Source organism: Arthrobacter ulcerisalmonis, from assembly GCF_900609065.1.
In the GTDB taxonomy this organism is placed as follows: Bacteria; Actinomycetota; Actinomycetes; order Actinomycetales; family Micrococcaceae; genus Arthrobacter; species Arthrobacter ulcerisalmonis.
This window is the reverse complement of sequence record NZ_UXAU01000009.1, coordinates 152121-171104: the sequence shown is the minus strand read 5'-3', so window position 1 is coordinate 171104 and position 18984 is coordinate 152121. Positions and strand designations below refer to the sequence as shown.

Sequence of the window (18984 nt, the reverse complement as noted above, 5' to 3'; positions counted from 1 at the left end):
GAGGTGGACGGCGATCCGCCGGCAGTGACCAGGCTGCCAGCCCATGCAGGCTGCGCCAGCAGGTGCCACGGCACGGGGTTCGGGGCTCAGAATTTTCCCTTGGCCACCTCGTTGAGGATGTCGATGGCCAGTTCCTTCTCCGCCAGCAGCCGCTTGAGCCGGGCGTTCTCCTTCTCCAGCTCCTTGGTCCGTTTGGACGCCTCGGCGTTCTTCTCGGACCCGATCTGGTTCAGCCAGCGGTACCAGGTCGCCTCGGTGACCTGGAGCTCCTTGATGACCCCGACCATCGGGCGGCCGCCGTTGAGCATTTTCTGGCCCTGCCGGACTTTGGCGATGACCTGCTCGGGGGTGTGTCTGCGTGCCATGATTCGTGAATTTCCTCCTGTGTCCATTCTCGGACACGAAACTCACACAAAAACTGGACTTCTAAGCGGGGACCCAACCAGAGGCAACCATGGAGCTGATGGGGAAAACTACACGCGTTCTTAGAGAGCGTCTCCGAGGACATGCCGGACGGGCCCCTGTCCAAGAAACGCTGATGGTAACGTACCGGTCGATGCTGGAACTGAAGATCATCATTGACGGGTGTTTCCAGGACAACCGCGAACAGGAAACCGCCACCGCCCCGGGTCAGGTCTACACCTGAAACATCACCAAGCTCGCGGGCCCGGTCAAGGGGAAGTATTTCGACTGATACATGATGGTCAATATCCAGTCCAGGTTCATCGGCGGCGCGCACGTGCACACCGCCGAATCCGAAGCGTTGGCCGTGGAGATGATGAAGGGAATCTTTGAAACCCACGGCATCCCCCGGTCGTGCCCGCGGACAGTGGCACGTCCATGACATCCAAAATCGTCGCCGCGCTGCTCTCGGATCTGGAGTTCACAAGGTCCCACTCCGGGTCCCGGGTGTCGAATGATAATCCGTACTCGGAGGCCATTTTCAAGGCCCAGAAATATGATCCGGAATTCCCCGAACGCTTCGCTTCAGTCCACGATGCCCGCGCATTCATCCGCGGTTTCGAGGACTGGCACAACCATCACCATCACCATCAGCACTCCGGCATCGGCTTCCACACGCCCGCAAAGTGCACTAGGGCCACGCCGCCGGCGTCGCGAGGGAACGTTCGGCGACCCTCGCAACAGCCCGCGTGAAACATCCCGAGTGCTTCACGACTAGCACTAATCCCAAAATCCTCGCGCTCCCAGGGCCGGCCTGGATCAACCAACCCAGAAATCACCGAACAGTCAGCCGCCTAAATCCCGTTGCTGCCATTCAGCTTGAGAATTCCGCGCGAAGCTAGAGTAAAAGTGTGGAGTTGACAGGAACCATCGAGGCTCTCGACGGGTCCCAGGACCACATCACAGCCGACGGCGCGACATACGAGGGCGCCCTCGCCTCCCTGCGCCAGCGGAGCCCGGACGGTCACCGTCTCTTCGTCATCCGCACGAACTGAGTGCTGCGGTTACCCAAAAGTGGCGCTGCACTCTGATTTCTCAGGTGAGGTGGTTTTGACTCAGTTGAGTCGACCACTCACTGTAGTACCATGGATCCTTTCGCTGCTTCCCTCAGAAACGGGCTTTTGCGGCTCAACTGGGCTCCCGGGATCTTCGTCACCTACGAGATTGCTGTTCACGCCGCCAGGACGCTGGAGAAAATCGGCGGGCACCAGACTCTACCGATCCTGGTCAACATCACAGGCATCACGGGGGTGGACCTGGACGCAAGGGCGGCCATGAAGGCCTACCGAGGATTTTCCAGGATCGCAATAGTCGGAGATCACCCTATGGGGATGGTTCTTTCAGCCTTTGCCCGACAATCAGCTGCCCCTACCGTCTACTTCGCCGACGAAGAAGCAGCCCTCTACTGGATAGCCGACCAGAACGACACAATGCCAACATCCTCGGCGTCCTTCCTTGGCCCGCCTGGATGAAAAACAGAACTGCTACGGGGTTAATCTCTGTTGGTGGAGCAGGATTTCTACAGTGCACCGCCCCACCAACGCGTCCGTGACGGAACTGCCTGCGTCTAGGGATAGTCGTGGATCGGCGCTGATGCGATTTCAAGCCACTACACGCTTTACTGCGAATGTTTGGGGGCATCTGCTGACCGCGAAACTGGTCCCCGCCGCACACGGCTTCAACAAAACTGAGGCATGCTCCGCAGATACGTCGTCCATGCGCCCCCCTTCTATTTTACCTAAGCTAGCTGAGGCTGGGAGCGCTGGACAGGATATAGTCCGTTGCTGCCGGTCCGGTCATCGATAACGCGTTGTGGTCGGGGTTGATGCGGTGTTCCCGCAGCGCAGCCCACAGCGCGTGCGCGGTGCTTGGTGATTGCTGGTTCAGTAAGCACCAGCTCGTGTAGAGGCCGTAGAGCTCATCCCGGGTTAATCCCTGCTCCGCGCCGGGGTCAGCGGAGACGGATTCGCCCAGAAATGCGGTGATGTGTTCGTGAGCTATGACAACCTCCATGGGAAAGGCAACAAAGGAAGGGGTGCCTAGCTGCTTAGCCTGCACTGCGACGGCGGTGCTTCCGAACCTATTATGTCCCTGCCGTGGCATAACTCAAGGACTAGGACGGTCACATCCGGTGGCTCCGCTGGGGAAGTTAGCTAGCGGCGGGGGTTTGACCCGAGAGCTGACGACCGACGGCAAGGCACGGCAGGTCAGGTGGCCACTGACTGCAGATTTTCAGAACCGGAGATGGTGGCTCCATTGCTGCGGTTCACCATCAGGCCGAGGAGGTCGAAGACGAGGGTCGCCGCGGCGACTGTGGTGATGTCTGCGTGGTCGTAGGCCGGGGCAACCTCGACGACGTCGGCGCCCACGATGTTGATGCCATTTAGTCCGCGGAGTAGCGCCAACAGCTCGCGGGAGTGGAGCCCACCCATCTCCGGAGTGCCGGTGCCCGGAGCGTAGGCCGGGTCCAGGACATCGATATCGATGGAGACGTAGACCGGGGTGTCGCCCAAGCGCTCTTTGACACGCTGGATCGCGGCCGGAACTCCGATGACGTCCAGGTCCGAGCAGCGGATGATCTGGAAACCGAATTCGTGGTCGCGGAGGAAGTCGTTACGGTCGTACACGGGGCCGCGGATGCCGACGTGCATTGAGGAGTCTTCGATGAGCAAGCCCTCTTCGAAGGCGCGCCTGAAGATGGTTCCGTGGGTAATAGGCTGGTCGAAGTAGGTGTCCCAGGTATCCAGGTGCGCATCGAAGTGGAGCAGTGCCACCGGGCCGTGGATCTTGTTCAGTGCCCTTAGCATCGGCAGGGCGATGGTGTGGTCGCCACCGATGGAGATGAGGCGCTTACCTTCGCCATCGCCATCCGCGGGTCCCCGGAGGAGTGGGAGGGCCTGCTCTTCGATTTCGCGGACCGCGCGGGAGATGTCATACGGGGTAGAAGCGATGTCCCCTGCATCCACAACCTGGGCCTCGTACACGGGCTCAACGTCGAGCTCCGGATGGTAACCGGGGCGCAGGAGCCGCGACGCCTCACGGACCGCGGCCGGACCGAAGCGGGCGCCGGGGCGGTAGGAGGTGCCTCCATCGAACGGGACACCGACGATTGCGATGTCGTAGTCCGGGACACGGTCGATCTGGGGAAGTCGGGCGAAGGTGCCCAAGCCCGCGAACCGGGGAACTTTTGTTGCGTCGACGGGGCCGATTGGCTTGTGCGTGGTCATGAGAGAGATCCTTCAGTTGCTTTGCTGGTTGTCGGCGTCGCCGAATTCTTTTCTGTGGTGAGCTCCGAGAGGGACTTGTTGGCGGTTTCCGGCGCGAGCAGGAAGGTGGCCACCAGGCCAATTAGAGAAATGACGGCGCCGATAAGCAGTGAGCCTGCGGCGCCGAAACTGATGATGGCGACTGGCATTAGGTAGGTGCTTGCGGCAGAGCCGACCCGGCTGATGGCAGTGCCAAAGCCAACGGCTGTGGCGCGGACCTCTGTGGGGAAAAGTTCGTTGGGGTAGACCACCTCGAGGAAACTGGAAGCACCAGACGCAAAAGCGAAGATGGCGAGGGCGATAAACAGCGGTGCGGCCTGGACGTTCGGGATAAACGCGGGAATGGCTAGGGCCACGACGATGACGCCGAAGCTCCAGAGGAGCAGCTTGCGGCGGCCGATCCTTTCAACGAGCCATAGTCCGGGGATGCCGCCGACAACGAACAGCATGGAAATCAGGAAGGATCCGCCGTAGAGGTTCGCGTCGCCGGTCATGCCCATGGAAGCCAATAGGTCAGGGGCGAAGGTGTAGACGGCGAACAGCGGGATGACCTGGGCGGTCCAGAAGATGGAGACGAACAGGGTGCGCTTCCAATAACCGTTCCGGAAAATATCTAGGAATCTGCCTTGCTTGGCCGGGCCTTCACTGTCAGAGGCGATGTCGGCAAGGCTGTATTGATGGCCGTAGACCTTCTTGATGATGGCCTCCGCCTCGTCGCGTCGGCCGCGGGAAAGCAGCCAGCGTGGGGATTCCGGGGTCCCGAGGCGGAACAGCAGCGTGATGATGGCAAAGATGGCCGGGCTGGCAACCATGATGCGCCAAGCGTCCGGGCCGGCGTCCCGGAGGAGGAAGCCGACGGCGTACGCCACGGCCGCGCCGATCGCCCAGACCACGAAGGTGGCGCCGAGGAGGCGGCCACGGTGCTTCTTGGGCAAGAACTCTGCCAGGAGTGATGTGGCGATGGGGTAGTCGGCGCCAATGGCCATGCCGAGAAAGAATCGACACAGGACGACCTGCCAGATCTCGGTAGCGAAGCCGTTGAGGGCCGAGAACAGTGCCAGCGCGATGAGGTCGGCGATGTACATCTTGTGCCGGCCGATCTTGTCTGTGAGCCACCCAAAGATGGCGCCACCGAAGAATATGCCCACCAAGCTGGCCGCACCCACCATGCCGATCTCCGCTGGAGTCATGTGCAGGCCGGGAACCATGGTGATCAGGGCGATCCCGATGATGGACAGAGCGTAGCCGTCGATGAACGGCCCACCGGAAGCGAAGAAGGTCAGCTTCTTGTGGAATTTGGTCAGTGGGGCGTCATCAATGAGATTGCTCGGTACGCTCATTGCAAACCCTCTCTCGTGAATGCTCATCAGTGAGCGGGGAAGTTTCAGTGCCTCAATTCTTCGTGAGCGGCATCACCACGTATATCCGCAAATTGACTACAAATAACGATAGAACTTATACATATGTATGAGAGGCGGTGGGGCGTCCTCCGACCACAAACAGGGGGTTTTACGCATGGCGATCACCGTAGCCGAATTGCTGGCCGAACCGCAGCTCGGGCTGACTCTTTTGGCAGGTGCGGGCGGTGAGGGCAACCGCATTACTTGGGCTCACACCTCTGATCTGCCCCGGCTGTGGGAATGGGTCACTGGCGGCGAACTGATGATGACTAACGGCCTGTCCATCCCCGCCGACGCCAAGGGCCAGGTGGAGTTCGCCGAGGAGCTTGTTAAGGCCGGTGCCAGCGCGCTGGCCATCGGCGAGAAGATGCACGCACCGGAGCTCTTACCGGAGTTTCTGTTGGCGTGCGACCGGCTACCGCTGCCCGTGATCAATGTCCCGTATCCGCTGCCGTTCATTGAGATTGCCCGCTCTGTCGCTGAGGCGTCGCTGCTCGAGGAGTCCCGTCGGCTGCGTCAGACGGCCCGTATATATGATTTGCTCCGCACCGCCGGCACATCGGAAGACCACTGGCAGAGCCTCCTTCAGGGACTTGCGACCGAGCTCGATTCGGATCTCTTCGTTATGGACCGCCGATGCCTGCATCCGTGGAATCCAGGCGGCCAGCTGTTGCCCGACTCGCTGGAGAAGGAACTGACACGGCTGACTGGACAGACGCCCACGAAGAGCAAGAAGTTTCAATGGCATTACCTACGGGACAAGCACGTCCTGTTGATGGACATTCCGACCCACCCCAACGCCCTGTTGGTCATGCTGCCGAACTCCATCGCCCACCCGGACACCGTTGTACTACTTCATACAGCCACGATCCTGGGCCTGGAACTGTCCCGCACGGTACTGTCGCTGGAAAACCAGCGACGACTGGGGGCAGAATTCCTCCTGCAAGCCATCGATGGACGTCTCGGGATCGCGGATGTCGAAAACCGCCTCACCGATTTTGATGTTCCACCTCATGAATTCCTCGTTATCTCGTTGTCCGCCGACGACGGGGAGAGACTGGCAAACGTCCACGTCGAACTGTGGCGTCACGGTTTTTCCACCGCGTGTTTTCACCGTTCCAACACCCTACATCTGGCCGTCTCTGCTGACCTGAGCGATGATCTGTTGATCCACTCCGTAGGATCGAATGTCAAAATCGGGATCAGTGCACCGTCTACTGCTGCCGGGATACAACGTGCCCGTCAGGAATCGCTGTGGGCCCTTGGCACAGCAATCGGCACCGGCACAAGACTAGTCCGATACGCCGACGGCCCCTCGTGGCTGGGCCTGACCAGCTTCGAGGAAGGCAACGCACTCGTCCAGAGATTATTGGCCCCGATTTTCGAGTACGAACAGAGCGAGCACGGTGACCTGATCGTCACTCTGAAAACCTTCCTGGACACACAGCGATCATGGCAAAAAACCGCGGCGGCACTATTTGCCCACCGACAGACGATTATCTACCGGATGCGAAAGATCAGCGAGCTGACCGGCCTAGACATGACCGAAACGTCGACTTTGGCCCAACTGTGGTTCGCACTGCAGATCCACGAGGCAATGCAGGCGCAATCCCCCGCGCCGCCCCGGCATAGCAGGTCCAAGAGCTAACTGCCGAGTTCGGCGCGCTTACCTAAGAGAGTCACCATGAGCATGGGGAACGAGCATCACATGTGGATCCCGCATCTAGGGGTTAGTCCTCATACGCAGCTGCATACCAAGGTGATACCTCGTGCCGGGTGGGCCTGCTCCTTGGGTTTTTGTGGGAGGGATTGCCCCGGCATTTGTTGACTCGGGGTCTTAGTCCGCCGTGAGCGCGCTCCGGTTGGTTGTTTCATATTCGATCGGCGAGAGTTGTCCCAGCCGTCGTTGCCGCCGGCGGTGATAAATCCTTTCGATCCAGGTCGTGCTGGCCAGCCGGAGTTCCTGCCATGCGACCCGCAGCTGACGGTCCAGCACGTTCTTCTGCAACACGGAAAAGAACGATTCCATCTCGGCGTTGTCCGCACATTAACTGGCTAATCCGGGTCTGGAATTGTCCGCTGTCGTCCTTTTTGTAAATCCTATTTTTTGATCTTGGTCGCGGTGTTGACTCGTTCGAGCCGGAGGAGTCGTTCCTCGTGTTGCCGTGCGCGATCGGCGACGGCTTCGAGGCTGGCGCGTAGCTGCGCGATCTCGATGCTCAGACCGGAGAGAGCGTGTCCTTAAAACATCATGGAGCCGGTATTCCTAGATCAACGTCCGCAACTCCGGGTGTGGGTAGAGGGTCGCCCGGGAAATGCCGGTCGCTGCCGCGGTGGCGGTGAACGTGACGGGCTGTCCGTTTGCCACCTTCGGCTAGAGGGCTCGCTCCGCGCGGACCACGAAGGCGTTTTGGGTCGCGGGGGCGAGGGACCCCCGCCGGGCCGAAGGAAGTGGCCGGATCCTCCCAGTTATGCGACGCATGAGAGCGCTGATTTAGCGGGCTCGGCCGGACGCTGATCCTGAATGTTGGACGCCATGCCCTCTGCGAGAAGCCGGATCCTCTATGTCATGTGGTCCAGGGGCCCCACAAGGAAAAGGATGACTGGTGCCTAGAGTTCCTGATGCCGGTTTCACGCTGCTGAGCAGTGAAGGGACCTTCACCGGTGGAAGCTTTAGCCGGAAACGTTCAACCATGTTAAGCAGGGCCCACCTGTACCCGCATCGGTTTGCACCCGCGCCATTTTTACTTCGCGGACCCATCCGGTTTGGGTCTTGCGGGTTCAAAATGTTGGGATCGCGATGCATCTGCATGGCTCATTTGCGGAACGGGCCGTGGGGTCGAAAAGCGCCCGACGGCGTGCGGACGCTCGCGCTGTTCTGGTCCTGTTCAAGGCCAGCACGGCCGGGATCGACTCCATCGACCGAATCGGATTGTTCAACAATCACTTGTGAATGGCGCCTCACTCTGGCTACAGTGGATGCACCCCCGTGACCCCGGTCACCCCTCCAGCAGGACGGAACCATGGAACCCACCGCTGCACCTGGCCAGCCACCCGCCGTCGTACTTCCCCAAAACCCGTCGACGCTGCTGCCGGCAGAGGCGCGCGAACTGTTCCGCGCCGGGCTGGTGACGCCCACATCTGGCTGGAGTGCTGGGTACGCGCAGGCCAACCTGATCATCGTGCCGAAAGCCCAGGCGTTTGACGTGCTGCTTTTCGCCCAACGGAATCCCAAACCGTGCCCCATCCTGGGCGTTCTCGACGCCGGCCAGACCAGCAGCGCGCTGCTCAGCGGCGGCGACATCCGCACCGACGTGCCCCGGTACGTGGTGTACGAAAACGGCGTGCAGGTGGATCAGCCTACCCAGCTTGATGAGCATTGGCGCGACGATCTGGTCACCTTCATCGTGGGTTGCAGCTTCACCTTCGAAGCGGCACTGCAAGAGGGCGGGATCCGCGTGGCGCACATCGACCAGGGCGTCAACGTGCCGATGTACCGAACCTCCGTCCGCTGCGAGCCCGCGGGCAGCATGGCGGGGCCGCTGGTGGTGTCGATGCGCCCGGTCCCCGCCTCGCAGGTGGCCGACGCCGTCCGGATCACCTCCCGCTACCCCGCCGTCCACGGCGCACCCATCCACGTGGGCAACCCTGCGGAACTCGGGATCGCCGATCTGTCCCGCCCCGATTTTGGCGACGCCGTGACGGTACCGCCCGGCCACATTCCGGTCTTCTGGGCCTGCGGCGTCACTCCGCAGGCAGCCGTGATGGAATCGCGGCCAGCCCTGGCCATCGGACACGCGCCCGGGCATATGCTGATCACGGACGCGCGGGACAGCTCATACCTGGTGCCGTGACGCTGCGCCCCTCGTCCTCTTAGTGTCCCTGGTGCCCAGGGCTCGATTCAATGGCCAAAATGGTGATGTCCACTTCGCCCACCTCCAGTCCGCTGCGGCGGATGGTCTCCGCGATGACCTCCTGGGCGCGTTCCGCCAGGCCCAGTGCCCGATGTTCGAATGCCGTGGCAATGTCGGCCTGGACGTGGACCGCACCACCGGCGGCAGTGAGTTGCAGCCCATCACGCGTTGCCATCGCGGGCTCCCCCGTACCGCTTCCGGCATCCTGGCGTAGCAGCCGAGACGTGATCTTAAACTTCTGCATGACACTGCGCACCGTAGGTTCCAGGCGGAGCAGCCCTGGCTCGCTCAGGAGCGCAGCCGTCAGTGCATCAGCAAGCACATCCAGGGTGACCACTCGGGCATCCAATGGCTGGTCAGAGATCATAGAGGTCCTCCACGGAGATGTTGATCGTGCTGATAACCAGGGAAGTCTGCGCCTCTACCACCGCGCCCACACGTTCGCGCAGCTGCGCCAACGTATCCGGGATCCGGACAGTTGACGCGAGCGCCACCTGCAGTTCAACGGTGAGTCCTGCGCTGGACTGATCGGACGCCGGCGCAGGCTGCCCTGGGGCCTGCGGGTCAGCTGCGGGCTGGGACGGTCCAGTCATCTCGGGCGGGGATGTGATGGAGCACCTGCGTGCACGGACTCCGGGGAGCGTGGACGCCGCAAAGCGGATCAGCGCCGTCAAGGCCTGCTCGCTGATATCGATCCGACCCAACGGCGTCTTCTTCAATGGTGTCTTGCGGCCGCGGCGGATCTCAGCACGTGCCACCATCATGACCGCCTCGCGAACTCGGTTTCCCGGTTGCAGGGAAGGCTCTGTACGATCCCGTTCGCGCATTGATTCAGTGACGCTGGCCAGGTGATAGAGGGCATTGCGCGCGCTCTGGCAGTCCGGACAGGACCATTCATGGGCGGTGGGTGGTTCATCAATAGCGGCCCAGAACTCATCCAGGTCACGGCCGCAGCCCAGCCGGAGGTGTTCACTGTTCATCGCCATGGTTCCATCCCTTCTGCAAGGAAACGTTTGGCCCGCGCAATCCGGCCCCGGACGGTGCTTTCCGGAAGTTGCACTATCGCCGCAATTTCCCGGTAGGAAAATTCATGGACTTCCCTCAGCAGCCAACAGGCTCTGGGCCCGGGCGGGATGGTCTGCAACAGATCTGACAGCGCCCTCATCTGCGCCTGGTTCTCATACTCCTTTGCAGGATCGGCAGTAGCCCCTGTTCCGATACTAGCCTGCGGCTCCGCAGCACCACCGGACCCCCACTCGTGGGACTGCGGCTCGGCACTGGACCCTGCCGGCGCCCGGCGTTTTTTGCTCCGGATCATGTCCAGGCACTTATTGGTGGCGGTCCGGTACAACCACGGAATGAAAGCCTGCGGGACCGAAAGGTTCGGCAGCGCACGCCACGCACTGATAAACGTCTCCTGGACCAGGTCCTCCGCCTCGGTGCGGTCGTCAAGCATCCGCAGGCACAACCGGAAAAGACCACCCTGGTAGGCATTGAGAAGCCACTCGAACGCCTCTACATCTCCGTCCTGGGCGCGGGAGACAATCGTCAGCGCATCCAGTTCGTCCAACGGAGTCCAGACGTCCTCGTCCCACTCGTTCGGCTCTCCAGCCGGGGACACCTGGGGCAGTGGCTCCTGCCGGCCCGGCAGCGTTGTCTCGTCCATAGGTTCTCTTTCTCGACCGCTTGCCTCGCAACGATCCCCCGCAGCCAACACCCCTGGCCAGGCCGGGACCGTCCGGCCACCACCAGCATAAGGTAAGCATCCTGCCAATCCGGCCAGCCCCCTGGCCAGGGCAGGGACCGCCGCGGCACCAGAACTATTAAGGGCTGCATCGTGGCAGGAGATCCGAATGGCTCGAGAAAGAAAATCAAAAAACTTTCACAACAGTGCGTGAGGATTCGCCACGGGCTGCGTCTTAACTGTGTACGCAAAAATACTTTGAAGGAGATCGGATCCCCATGGCAGACGAACAGAACTCCCGCCGCGCAGCCGTCGTTCCCGCTACCGGCGAGGAGCAGGAACGCCGCGCAGAGCAGCACTCCAAGGAAGCGGAGAAGGCCAAGAACGTAGGCCCGCTGCAGACGGACAAGGGCAACACCACCATCGCCGAGACCGTGGTTCAGAAAATCGCAGGCATCGCCACCCGCGAGGTCCCCGGAGTCTACGCAATGGGCAGCGCCGGTCGACGGGCCTTCAGCTCCCTCACCGAACGCATCCCCGGCTCGCAGACCAACGTCAGCGGCGGCGTGAGCGTGGAGAAGGGCGAGCGCCAGGCCGCCATCGACCTGACAATCGTGGTTGAGCACGACGCTTCGATCGTCGAGATCAGCCAGATGATCCGGAAGAACGTCATCGCATCAGTTGAGGACGCCACCGGGCTCGAGGTCATCGAAGTGAACATCAACGTCACCGACGTTCACCTCCCTGAAGACGACCAGGAAAAAGACGATTCAAACCACCTGGACCTCCAGTAGCAGTTCCAGGTACAGCTGATCCGGCCAGCCCGCAAAACTGACCGGATCGCCAAAGACGGGAAGGGCACCACCCCCGTGCCCTTCCCGTCCCCCCTCCCCCTCAAGCGGGCCAGGCCAACAAATCCGGTCAGCCGCTGGAACCCCGCAGCAGAAAAGGCATCGCATGAACACCACAGCACTTGGCCTGATGACAGGTCTCGCCCTCGGACTCGCAGCAGCTTTCGGCGGGTTCTCCGCATTCCTTATCGTCGCCGTCTTCGGCGCCCTGGGACTGGCAGTCGCGCGCATCATCGACGGCAAGCTGGACCTCAGCGCACTGACCGGCCGAGCCAGCTCACGCAGATGAGCACGGCACAGCACAGCACCGGTGCACACCGGTCCGCGTTGGCTGACCCCGCTGATCGGGGCACACTTACCATCTCTGAAAAGGCGATCGAGAAGATCGCTGGACAGATAGCGGCGAGTGTCCCGGGCATCAATGGGACCTCCGGCGGCTTCCTCGGCATCGGCTCACATCGGGACGAAGACGCCCGGCCCAAGGTCAAAGTACGCCTGAGCGGGACCGTGGCTGCGGTGCATATCAGCGCGGGCGTCCGCTATCCCGCTCCGCTGCGGGCTACCACCGAACGTCTCCGTAGTGAAGTGCGCGACAAGGTCAGCGCCGCCTGCGGCATAGATGTACGGCAGGTAGATATCGACATCGAGTCATTGACCACCAACCACGATTCCAACGGACAAAGGGAGCTCCTATGAGCGGCAAGCCCGTATCCAAGTCGCTACACCGGCGCTCCAGCCGGACCCTCCCGGCAGTTTTCACCTCCCTCGTCCTGTTGATCCTGGCCGGACTGGCAGCCTGGGGCGCAGTGGCCTACCTCGCTGGCGGAAGCTGGCCTGCATTCCTGACGGCGACCGATGCTGGCGTCTCGGGCATCACCTGGAACAACCCGGGCGTATGGGCTGCGGCGATCGTTGTCCTCATCGCAGGCCTGGTCCTGCTGTTTGCTGCGATACTTCCCGGCCAGCACACTGCTGCCCGTATCACCGGCGCTACGTCCACGGGACTGACCGAGACGGTCATCACCCGACGCGGACTGGCACGGCTGGCGGCAGCGCACGCTGACCAGACCGACGGCGTCGAGTCGAGTTCCGCAACAGCAACCGGAAAGTCGGTGGCCGTGGTGGTCTCCACCAGCCTGCACGAACCCGGCTCGCTGTCCCGGGACATCAAGGACTCCCTGGACCGCAAATTCCGTGACGTCGGCCTGACGCCGGCTCCGCGGGTCAGTGTCCGGGTCCGGACCAGCAACTGATCCCCTCCCCCTGCGGAGACCCGGATCAGCCACGACATTCCAGCCCCTGCAGCGGGAGCTCTCGAGCAGACGCTGCCGTATAGAACGAAGAAGGATTCATCATGAGGGAAACAGCAGGCAGGCTTAACCGGACATGGTTGGCTCTCATTGCCGTTGTCTTGATCGTGGCAGGAATCGCCGGTGTGCTGCTCAGCAGCGGACTCGCCAACAACCTCCTCAGCTCAGCCAACCTCAGTGCTACGGTGGCAGGCCCTGATGGCCAGGTTTTTGCAGGTTCCCCGCTGGAAGCAGTGTCGAACCCGGTAGGAGCCGCCCTTATCCTCCTGGTCACCGCCGTGATCGTCATCCTGGCCCTGTCCTGGTTGGGCGCCCAGATTCCGCGCCGTCACCAGGCCTCAACGCTCCGACTGCACTCGGACCAAGGCCGCGACGGCTACACCCGCTGTGAACCGAAAGTGGTGACCTCCGCCGTCGTCAATGAGGTCGAGGCCCTGCCGGGCGTGAATTCCGCGTCAGCCCTGATCCGCGGCAGCGCCAACCAGCCGGAACTGAACCTGGACGTGAAGATCGAAGACCGCGCGGACATCCAGGACGTCATTGCACGCATCAACGCCGAGGTGGCGCCCAACCTGGAGACGGCGCTCGAAGCGCCGCTCCGGAAGGTCGCCGTGTTGTTCAACATCAGCACCCACCGGGGCAACGACAAAGCTGCGGTCCTCTAACACCGCTCGTCGAAGCAACCCGAAACGCACGCCAACCGTCCCAGGAAAGTGAACCTGATATGCGAAACAAGATCATCACCGTCATTGTCACGGCAGTGGCAGGGTGGCTCCGTGGCCGCTTTTCGGCCCGGAAGCACAACAAGCCGACCAGCCGGCCCTAATCACCAACACAAAGAATTCCTGTGCAACTCTCAGTCATTGCCCAGGATCCGCCCAGCAATGGGTGGCCAAATGGAAAAGTATCAACGCAGCAACCGGAAGGAATGCAGTCATGGGTATCGGAGACAAGATTCACAACGCAGCCGAAAGCGCCGTCGGCAAGGTCAAGGAAGCTGCCGGCAAGGCAACTGACAACGACAAGCTCGAAGCCGAGGGTAAGGCCGATCAGGCCGCAGCGTCGGCAAAGAAGGCCGGCGAGAACGTCAAGGACGTTTTCAAGAAGTAACTTCTGGCCAGCACCAGCCTGTTACGAAAGTGCGCGGCACACCCCCACGGGTGGCCGCGCATTTTTGTGCGCTCAGCCCGCGGCGCCAGGCAGACCGGCGCCAAGATGGTCCAGCAGTTCGATCTCCGCGTCGTCCAGGTAGCCGCGCAAGGCAGCAGCAGCGTCTTCCCGCCGACCGTCCCTGAGCTGGCCAACCAGCGCAACGTTCCTGTCAACGTAATGGGTGTGGAAGTCCGGGGTGGTGGCCATGGCATGGAAGACCAGGCGCATTTCCGCCAGGACCTTGGCCATCAGTTCGTTGAGGAAGGCGCTCCCGGAGAGCGCCACGAAGGCTTTGTGCAGATCCTGATTGGCATCGGCCATCTCCTGCACAGATCCGGCCGCCTTGGCCGCAGTGGCCTTGCCAACAATGGCTTCAAGGCCGCCCAGCTCCGCCTCGCCCAGGTCTCCCCACAGGACAGCGGCGGGCTCAAGCATCCGCCGGACCCGGTAGATCTCGCGCACATGCTCGGCGCCGGGGGCAGCAACAAATACGCCGCGGTTGGGGATCCGTTGCACCACGGACTCGGCGGCAAGGACGGTGAAGGCCTCGCGCAGGGTGTTCCGGGAGACCCCCAATGCCTTGGCCAGTGCCGCCTCGGAGAGTTTGCTGCCGGGTGGCATTTGACCTGCGGAAATGCGCGAGCGCAACACCCCGGCCACCCAGGCTCCGGTGTGGGCGTGGGCGGCCTGGTCGCCGTCGGCGATCCCCTCGAGTGCTGCGTTCATGGGCATCCGTCCAATCTACTCAAGGATGTGCGCCCTGGCTTACTCGATCCGGCCCATGACATCGCCGCGGCCGACGGCGGCACCCGGCTCCTGCGTCCCCCGAACCCAGGTGCCGCTCCGGTGCGCAGGAACCACCGTCTCCATTTTCATCGCTTCGAGCACGGCAACCGCCTGGCCAGCGTCCACCGGACCATCAGTTGCAACCCATTTCACCAGCGAACCGGCCATGGGTGAAAGGAGCTCGGTGGCATCGGTGGCAGGGTCGGCGCCACTACCGCCCAAAGCGACGGCCCCTCCCCCGCCGTTCAAAAGGGCGTCATAGAACTGCTCCGGCAAGCCAAGCGCCACGGCTTTCCCGTCGATTTCGACCGTCAGGGTCTTCCGGGTGGCGCCAGGCCTGGTGCGGGCAATCTCCGGTGAGGCCGCGAGTTCCTCGGCGAACTCCGTCTCGATCCATGTGGTGTGCACGCCCATCCGGTCTGTGGCGGTGAAGTCCGGGTGCCGGACCACCGCGCGGTGGAAAGGCAGCACGGTGGGCAGGCCTTCAATCCTGATTTCGGCGAGCGCTGCCGCCGCCCGGCGCAGGGCCTGGGCGCGGTCTTCACCGTGGACGATCAGTTTGGCCAGCAGGGAGTCGTACTCGCCCGGCACCACCGATCCCGTCTGCACGCCCGTGTCCACCCGGATGCCAGCACCGGTGGGCGCTTCGAAGGCGGTCACCGTTCCGGGCCCGGGCAGGAAGCCGCGGGCAGGATCTTCGGCGTTCAGGCGGAACTCGAAGGCGTGCCCGTGCGGTTCCGGATCTGAGGTGAGCGAGATGGGCTGGCCGGCAGCGATCCTGAACTGTTCGCGGACCAGATCCACGCCGGAGGTCACCTCAGTGATGGGGTGCTCCACCTGCAGTCGGGTGTTCACCTCGAGGAACGAGATAATCCCGTCCGTTCCCACCAGGTACTCCACGGTGCCGGCCCCGGTGTAGCCAGCCTCGCGGCAGATGGCCTTGGCGGACTCGTGGATCTGGGTGCGCTGTTCCGGGGTAAGGAAGGGCGCTGGGGCTTCCTCGACGAGCTTTTGGTTGCGGCGCTGCAGTGAGCAGTCGCGGGTGCCCACCACCACCACGTTGCCGTGCGTGTCGGCGAGGATCTGCGCTTCCACGTGCCGCGGCTGGTCGAGGAAGCGTTCCACGAAGCACTCGCCACGGCCGAACGCCACGGTTGATTCACGGACGGCAGACTCGAACGCGTCCGCAACGTCTACCATCTGGCGCGCTACTTTCAGGCCACGGCCACCGCCGCCGAACGCTGCCTTCACTGCCACGGGCAAGCCGTGCTCCCGGGCGAAGGCCAAGACGTCCTCAGCACTGTCCACGGGTCCGTCGCTGCCGGGGACCAGAGGGGCGCCGGCACGCACTGCAACTTCACGGGCCGTGACCTTGTTGCCCAGGAGCCGGATGGCTGCGGGCGTCGGCCCCACCCAGGTCAGGCCTGCGTTGAGCACCGCTTCGGCAAACTCGGCGTTCTCGGACAGGAAACCGTAGCCGGGGTGCACAGCGCCGGCGCCGGACCGGTCGGCAACGGCCAAGAGCTTGGCCATATCCAGATAGGTTTCGGCTCCGGTGGCTCCCCCCAGTGCGTAGGCTTCGTCGGCGAGCCGCACGTGGAGGGCATCCGCGTCCGGTTCGGAGTAGACGGCGACGGACTGCAGGCCCGCATCAGCGCAGGCCCTGGCGATGCGAACGGCGATTTCACCGCGGTTGGCGATCAGGACTTTTTTCACGGCTGACTTCCTTCTGAAACGGTAGCGCTCGGGGCGGATTTGGTGTGATGTTGCTGTGGGGGCGCCAAGGTGGTGGGATCCACGACGGCGAACCTGGCTGTGGCGCCCGGTGGAAGCTGGGCAGCCAGGGGCAGGTCTTGGGGGACGACGACGGCGATCACCGGGTAGCCGCCGGTCACCGGGTGGTCTGCGAGGAAGAGGACGGGCTGCCCGTTGGGCGGAACCTGCAGGGCGCCGGCCACGGTACCCTCGCTGGGCAATTCGCCCTCCCGGCTCCGGACCAGCGCGGTTTCAGCTGGTTGCAGCCGGACGCCGATGCGGTTGGATTGCGGGGTGACCAGCCAGTCTTGGTCCGTCAAGGCGCTGAGTGCCGCTGAACCAAACCAGTCGTCGCGGGGGCCCAGTGTCACCCGGAGAAGTACTGGCTTCTTGCCGTCTTCAGCTGGCGACCCCGGCTCTGCGGAACCGACCGGGTGGGAGCCAACCGCGGCTGCGACCGGCAACCATGCGCCCGGGGCAAGTGGTTTCGGCCCAATCCCCGACATCGAATCACTGGACCGGCTGCCCAGCACCGGCGCTACGTCGAGTCCGCCGCGCGCAGCAAGGTAGCTCCGCACACCGGTGACCGGCGCGCCAAGGGTGAGGGTTTCGCCGTCGAGCAGCGCAAAGGGGGCGTTGAGCGCGGGCCGGCGCACCACTGCCTGATCGGCGTCGTGCACGGTCAGGGGCGTGGCGGCGCCGGTGACTGCCAGTACCTGGTCGGTGTGGGCGCGGATGGACAGTCCACCCAAGAGGTTTTCGACTACGGCGGCACCCGGCTGGTTGCCCACCAGCCGGTTCGCCTGCCGGGCCGCACGGGGGTCCGCTGCACCTGCGACGGAGACGCCCAAGTCTCCGAAGCCGGGCCGGCCCAGGTCCTGCACAAGGGACTGCAGTCCGGCCGCGACGACGTCGAGCCCCGAACTGCTGCGGGAGGGTTGATCGGCTGAGGCGGCACGGTGGGCCAGCGCCTCGTCCCGAACAACCACCGTTTCCCGCACCGCCACGTAGCGGACGGTGTCGCCGGGCCGGACCAGGGCTGGCGACTCCCTGTCGAGGTCCCACATCCGTGCGGTGGTGTGGCCGAGGAGCTGCCAGCCGCCCGGGGACTGTCGGGGGTAGACGGCGGAAAAGGCGCCGCCCAGCGCCACCGCTCCGGCCGGGACCACCGTCCGTGGGGAGCTGCGCCGCGGCACGGACAGCGAGTCGTTTTCGCCCACCAGGTAGGTAAACCCGGGTGCGAAACCGCCAAATGCGCCGGTCCAGAGCTGGCCAGTGTGCGCGGCCACGACGCCGTCGGCGCCAAGCCCGGTGAGCTGACCCACCTCGGCGAGATCCTCGCCGTCGTACACCACCTCAATCAGCACCTCAGCGCCGGCCACCTGCTCGCGGACGGTGAGGTCCAGACCGGGGAGCAGGTGGTGGGCGGCCGCGGCGTGGAAGCTGGATTCGAACTTGACCAGGACCGTGCTGGCCCCCGCCACGGTATCGCGCTGGCCGGGCAGCGGTTCCTGCTGCAGCCGGTGGTGCAGGGCCAGGACTCCAGCCAGGTCGCTCAACTCGGCGAGCACCGCGTGCGGACCGGACCAGCGGACGCCGATGACGCTCATGCAAAGCTCCGCACGGTGACACCGGCTGCTTCCAGGCCGGACCTGACGGCGGCGGCCATGGCCACGGCACCGGGAGTATCGCCGTGGACGCAGATGCTATCTGCCTGCACCGGCAGTTCCGAACCGTCGGTGGCCACGATGATGCCCTCGGTGGCCAGACGGACCATGTTGGCGGTGATGGCGGCTGGATCGTGCAAAACGGAGCCAGGTTCGCGGCGCGAAACCAAGGTTCCATCGGGGTTGTAGGCTCGGTCCGCGAACGCCTCGGAGAGCGCAGTGAGACCGCGGGCTTCGGCGGTACGTTGGGCCACAGCGCCCGGCAGGAGCAACAGCGGAATGGTGGGATCGAAGGCGTGCACTGCATCAACGACGGCGCGCGCATGGACCTCATGGTGGACGATCGCGTTGTACAGTGCGCCGTGCGGCTTGACGTACTTGACCTCGGCGCCAGCCGCGCGTGCCAGCGCCTGCAGGGCACCCAGTTGGTACAGGACGTCGTCGGCCAGTTCCGTTGCGGAGCAGTCCAGGAAACGGCGGCCAAAGCCCGCCAGATCGCGGTAGCCCACGTGGGCACCGATGCGGACGCCGGCGGCAACGGCGTCCCGGGCAGTCTGGGCGATGGTGCTGGGATCGCCGGCGTGGAAACCGCAGGCTACGTTGGCGCTGGTGACGTGCTGGAAGACTGCGGCATCATCGCCCATGGTCCAGCTGCCGAAGGACTCTCCGACGTCACTGTTCAAATCGATCTGCGGCATGTGACCCTCGTCTCAGGTTGGATTCTTCAACCATCATGC

Annotated in this window: 20 protein-coding genes and 3 pseudogenes; 11 read left to right on the top strand and 12 right to left on the bottom strand. The window is 63.5% G+C overall.

Going from position 1 to position 18984, the window contains the following annotated elements; genetic code table 11:
- Nucleotides 1-72: 72 nt before the first annotated feature.
- Nucleotides 73-365 (bottom strand): annotated as a pseudogene (locus PSET11_RS01190) (transposase); the annotation flags it as partial.
- Between the two features lie 251 nt (nt 366-616).
- Between PSET11_RS01190 and PSET11_RS16790 the strand changes: the two are divergent.
- From PSET11_RS16790 to PSET11_RS01185, 3 genes and pseudogenes are all read left to right on the top strand, one after another.
- A pseudogene (locus PSET11_RS16790) lies at nt 617-1304 on the top strand (IS3 family transposase); the annotation flags it as partial.
- A 9-nt stretch (nt 1305-1313) separates the two neighbouring features.
- Nucleotides 1314-1457: a hypothetical protein gene (locus tag PSET11_RS16715; RefSeq protein ID WP_203415863.1), complete on the top strand. Its 144-nt coding sequence runs from the start codon at nt 1314-1316 to the stop codon at nt 1455-1457.
- A gap of 90 nt (nt 1458-1547) precedes the next feature.
- Nucleotides 1548-1934, top strand: coding sequence for a SpoIIAA family protein (locus PSET11_RS01185; RefSeq protein ID WP_124089940.1), 387 nt, complete (start codon nt 1548-1550; stop codon nt 1932-1934).
- Nucleotides 1935-2205: 271 nt separating this feature from the next.
- Here PSET11_RS01185 and PSET11_RS01180 read toward each other — a convergent pair whose 3' ends face one another.
- The 3 genes from PSET11_RS01180 to PSET11_RS01170 form a co-directional block, all read right to left on the bottom strand.
- Nucleotides 2206-2475, bottom strand: coding sequence for a hypothetical protein (locus tag PSET11_RS01180; protein ID WP_124089938.1), 270 nt, complete (start codon nt 2473-2475; stop codon nt 2206-2208).
- Nucleotides 2476-2669: 194 nt separating this feature from the next.
- Nucleotides 2670-3689 carry an agmatinase gene (gene speB, locus PSET11_RS01175; protein ID WP_124089936.1) on the bottom strand — a complete coding sequence of 340 codons (1020 nt, stop codon included), beginning with the start codon at nt 3687-3689 and terminating at the stop codon, nt 2670-2672.
- Entirely contained in the window at nt 3686-5068 is a 1383-nt protein-coding gene (locus PSET11_RS01170; RefSeq protein ID WP_124089934.1) for an MFS transporter, read from the bottom strand. The genes speB and PSET11_RS01170 overlap by 4 nt, the downstream gene beginning before the upstream one ends.
- A gap of 175 nt (nt 5069-5243) precedes the next feature.
- Here PSET11_RS01170 and PSET11_RS01165 point away from each other — a divergent pair, with 175 nt between their 5' ends.
- Entirely contained in the window at nt 5244-6776 is a 1533-nt protein-coding gene (locus tag PSET11_RS01165; RefSeq protein WP_124089932.1) for a PucR family transcriptional regulator, read from the top strand.
- Between the two features lie 189 nt (nt 6777-6965).
- Here the strand turns inward: PSET11_RS01165 and PSET11_RS01160 are convergent.
- A pseudogene (locus tag PSET11_RS01160) lies at nt 6966-7175 on the bottom strand (IS3 family transposase); the annotation flags it as partial.
- A 976-nt stretch (nt 7176-8151) separates the two neighbouring features.
- Between PSET11_RS01160 and PSET11_RS01150 the strand changes: the two are divergent.
- Nucleotides 8152-8982, top strand: a complete 831-nt coding sequence (locus tag PSET11_RS01150; RefSeq protein ID WP_124089929.1) for a putative hydro-lyase — start codon at nt 8152-8154, stop codon at nt 8980-8982.
- A 19-nt stretch (nt 8983-9001) separates the two neighbouring features.
- Here PSET11_RS01150 and PSET11_RS01145 read toward each other — a convergent pair whose 3' ends face one another.
- The 3 genes from PSET11_RS01145 to PSET11_RS01135 are packed head-to-tail and all read right to left on the bottom strand — an operon-like array spanning nt 9002 to nt 10708.
- Nucleotides 9002-9409, bottom strand: a complete 408-nt coding sequence (locus PSET11_RS01145; RefSeq protein WP_124089927.1) for a hypothetical protein — start codon at nt 9407-9409, stop codon at nt 9002-9004.
- Complete coding sequence (locus tag PSET11_RS01140) at nt 9399-10028, bottom strand: Asp23/Gls24 family envelope stress response protein (protein WP_124089925.1); 630 nt, start codon at nt 10026-10028, stop codon at nt 9399-9401. Before PSET11_RS01140 ends, PSET11_RS01145 begins: the two co-directional genes overlap by 11 nt.
- On the bottom strand, nt 10019-10708 hold the full coding sequence (locus tag PSET11_RS01135) for an RNA polymerase sigma factor (protein ID WP_124089924.1): 690 nt from the start codon (nt 10706-10708) through the stop codon (nt 10019-10021). The genes PSET11_RS01140 and PSET11_RS01135 overlap by 10 nt, the downstream gene beginning before the upstream one ends.
- A gap of 296 nt (nt 10709-11004) precedes the next feature.
- On the opposite strand from PSET11_RS01135, the gene PSET11_RS01130 reads away from it, so the two are divergent.
- The 6 genes from PSET11_RS01130 to PSET11_RS01105 all read left to right on the top strand — a co-directional run bounded on the left by PSET11_RS01130 (nt 11005) and on the right by PSET11_RS01105 (nt 13997).
- Entirely contained in the window at nt 11005-11520 is a 516-nt protein-coding gene (locus tag PSET11_RS01130; protein ID WP_124089922.1) for an Asp23/Gls24 family envelope stress response protein, read from the top strand.
- Between the two features lie 163 nt (nt 11521-11683).
- A complete protein-coding gene (locus PSET11_RS01125; protein WP_124089920.1) occupies nt 11684-11866 on the top strand; it encodes a hypothetical protein in 183 nt (60 codons plus the stop codon).
- Nucleotides 11863-12273, top strand: coding sequence for an Asp23/Gls24 family envelope stress response protein (locus tag PSET11_RS01120; RefSeq protein WP_124089918.1), 411 nt, complete (start codon nt 11863-11865; stop codon nt 12271-12273). Before PSET11_RS01125 ends, PSET11_RS01120 begins: the two co-directional genes overlap by 4 nt.
- Nucleotides 12270-12830, top strand: a complete 561-nt coding sequence (locus PSET11_RS01115; protein WP_124089915.1) for a DUF6286 domain-containing protein — start codon at nt 12270-12272, stop codon at nt 12828-12830. Before PSET11_RS01120 ends, PSET11_RS01115 begins: the two co-directional genes overlap by 4 nt.
- Before the next feature lie 101 nt (nt 12831-12931).
- Complete coding sequence (locus PSET11_RS01110) at nt 12932-13552, top strand: Asp23/Gls24 family envelope stress response protein (protein WP_124089913.1); 621 nt, start codon at nt 12932-12934, stop codon at nt 13550-13552.
- A 271-nt stretch (nt 13553-13823) separates the two neighbouring features.
- Entirely contained in the window at nt 13824-13997 is a 174-nt protein-coding gene (locus PSET11_RS01105) for a CsbD family protein (protein WP_124089911.1), read from the top strand.
- Between the two features lie 72 nt (nt 13998-14069).
- Here the strand turns inward: PSET11_RS01105 and PSET11_RS01100 are convergent, their stop codons facing one another.
- From PSET11_RS01100 to PSET11_RS01085, 4 genes are read right to left on the bottom strand one after another with little or no spacing between them, the layout of a single operon-like run.
- Nucleotides 14070-14771, bottom strand: coding sequence for a GntR family transcriptional regulator (locus PSET11_RS01100; RefSeq protein WP_238988981.1), 702 nt, complete (start codon nt 14769-14771; stop codon nt 14070-14072).
- A 33-nt stretch (nt 14772-14804) separates the two neighbouring features.
- Entirely contained in the window at nt 14805-16541 is a 1737-nt protein-coding gene (locus PSET11_RS01095; RefSeq protein ID WP_124089909.1) for an acetyl/propionyl/methylcrotonyl-CoA carboxylase subunit alpha, read from the bottom strand.
- A complete protein-coding gene (locus PSET11_RS01090; RefSeq protein ID WP_124089907.1) occupies nt 16538-18190 on the bottom strand; it encodes a 5-oxoprolinase subunit B/C family protein in 1653 nt (550 codons plus the stop codon). The genes PSET11_RS01095 and PSET11_RS01090 overlap by 4 nt, the downstream gene beginning before the upstream one ends.
- Entirely contained in the window at nt 18187-18945 is a 759-nt protein-coding gene (locus PSET11_RS01085) for a LamB/YcsF family protein (protein WP_124089905.1), read from the bottom strand. The genes PSET11_RS01090 and PSET11_RS01085 overlap by 4 nt, the downstream gene beginning before the upstream one ends.
- Nucleotides 18946-18984: the final 39 nt, after the last annotated feature.

Bases quoted from the DNA above. Each gene is read 5' to 3' on its own strand.
- speB (WP_124089936.1), bottom strand. From the start codon at position 3,689: ATGACCACGCACAAGCCAATCGGCCCCGTCGACGCAACAAAAGTTCCC.
- PSET11_RS01170 (WP_124089934.1), bottom strand. From the start codon at position 5,068: ATGAGCGTACCGAGCAATCTCATTGATGACGCCCCACTGACCAAATTC.
- PSET11_RS01185 (WP_124089940.1), top strand. From the start codon at position 1,548: ATGGATCCTTTCGCTGCTTCCCTCAGAAACGGGCTTTTGCGGCTCAAC.
- PSET11_RS01120 (WP_124089918.1), top strand. From the start codon at position 11,863: ATGAGCACGGCACAGCACAGCACCGGTGCACACCGGTCCGCGTTGGCT.
- PSET11_RS01090 (WP_124089907.1), bottom strand. From the start codon at position 18,190: ATGAGCGTCATCGGCGTCCGCTGGTCCGGTCCGCACGCGGTGCTCGCC.
- PSET11_RS01100 (WP_238988981.1), bottom strand. From the start codon at position 14,771: ATGCCCATGAACGCAGCACTCGAGGGGATCGCCGACGGCGACCAGGCC.
- PSET11_RS01180 (WP_124089938.1), bottom strand. From the start codon at position 2,475: ATGGAGGTTGTCATAGCTCACGAACACATCACCGCATTTCTGGGCGAA.
- PSET11_RS01105 (WP_124089911.1), top strand. From the start codon at position 13,824: ATGGGTATCGGAGACAAGATTCACAACGCAGCCGAAAGCGCCGTCGGC.
- PSET11_RS01135 (WP_124089924.1), bottom strand. From the start codon at position 10,708: ATGGACGAGACAACGCTGCCGGGCCGGCAGGAGCCACTGCCCCAGGTG.
- PSET11_RS01165 (WP_124089932.1), top strand. From the start codon at position 5,244: ATGGCGATCACCGTAGCCGAATTGCTGGCCGAACCGCAGCTCGGGCTG.
- PSET11_RS01140 (WP_124089925.1), bottom strand. From the start codon at position 10,028: ATGGCGATGAACAGTGAACACCTCCGGCTGGGCTGCGGCCGTGACCTG.
- PSET11_RS01085 (WP_124089905.1), bottom strand. From the start codon at position 18,945: ATGCCGCAGATCGATTTGAACAGTGACGTCGGAGAGTCCTTCGGCAGC.
- PSET11_RS01130 (WP_124089922.1), top strand. From the start codon at position 11,005: ATGGCAGACGAACAGAACTCCCGCCGCGCAGCCGTCGTTCCCGCTACC.
- PSET11_RS01145 (WP_124089927.1), bottom strand. From the start codon at position 9,409: ATGATCTCTGACCAGCCATTGGATGCCCGAGTGGTCACCCTGGATGTG.
- PSET11_RS01115 (WP_124089915.1), top strand. From the start codon at position 12,270: ATGAGCGGCAAGCCCGTATCCAAGTCGCTACACCGGCGCTCCAGCCGG.
- PSET11_RS01125 (WP_124089920.1), top strand. From the start codon at position 11,684: ATGAACACCACAGCACTTGGCCTGATGACAGGTCTCGCCCTCGGACTC.
- PSET11_RS01150 (WP_124089929.1), top strand. From the start codon at position 8,152: ATGGAACCCACCGCTGCACCTGGCCAGCCACCCGCCGTCGTACTTCCC.
- PSET11_RS01110 (WP_124089913.1), top strand. From the start codon at position 12,932: ATGAGGGAAACAGCAGGCAGGCTTAACCGGACATGGTTGGCTCTCATT.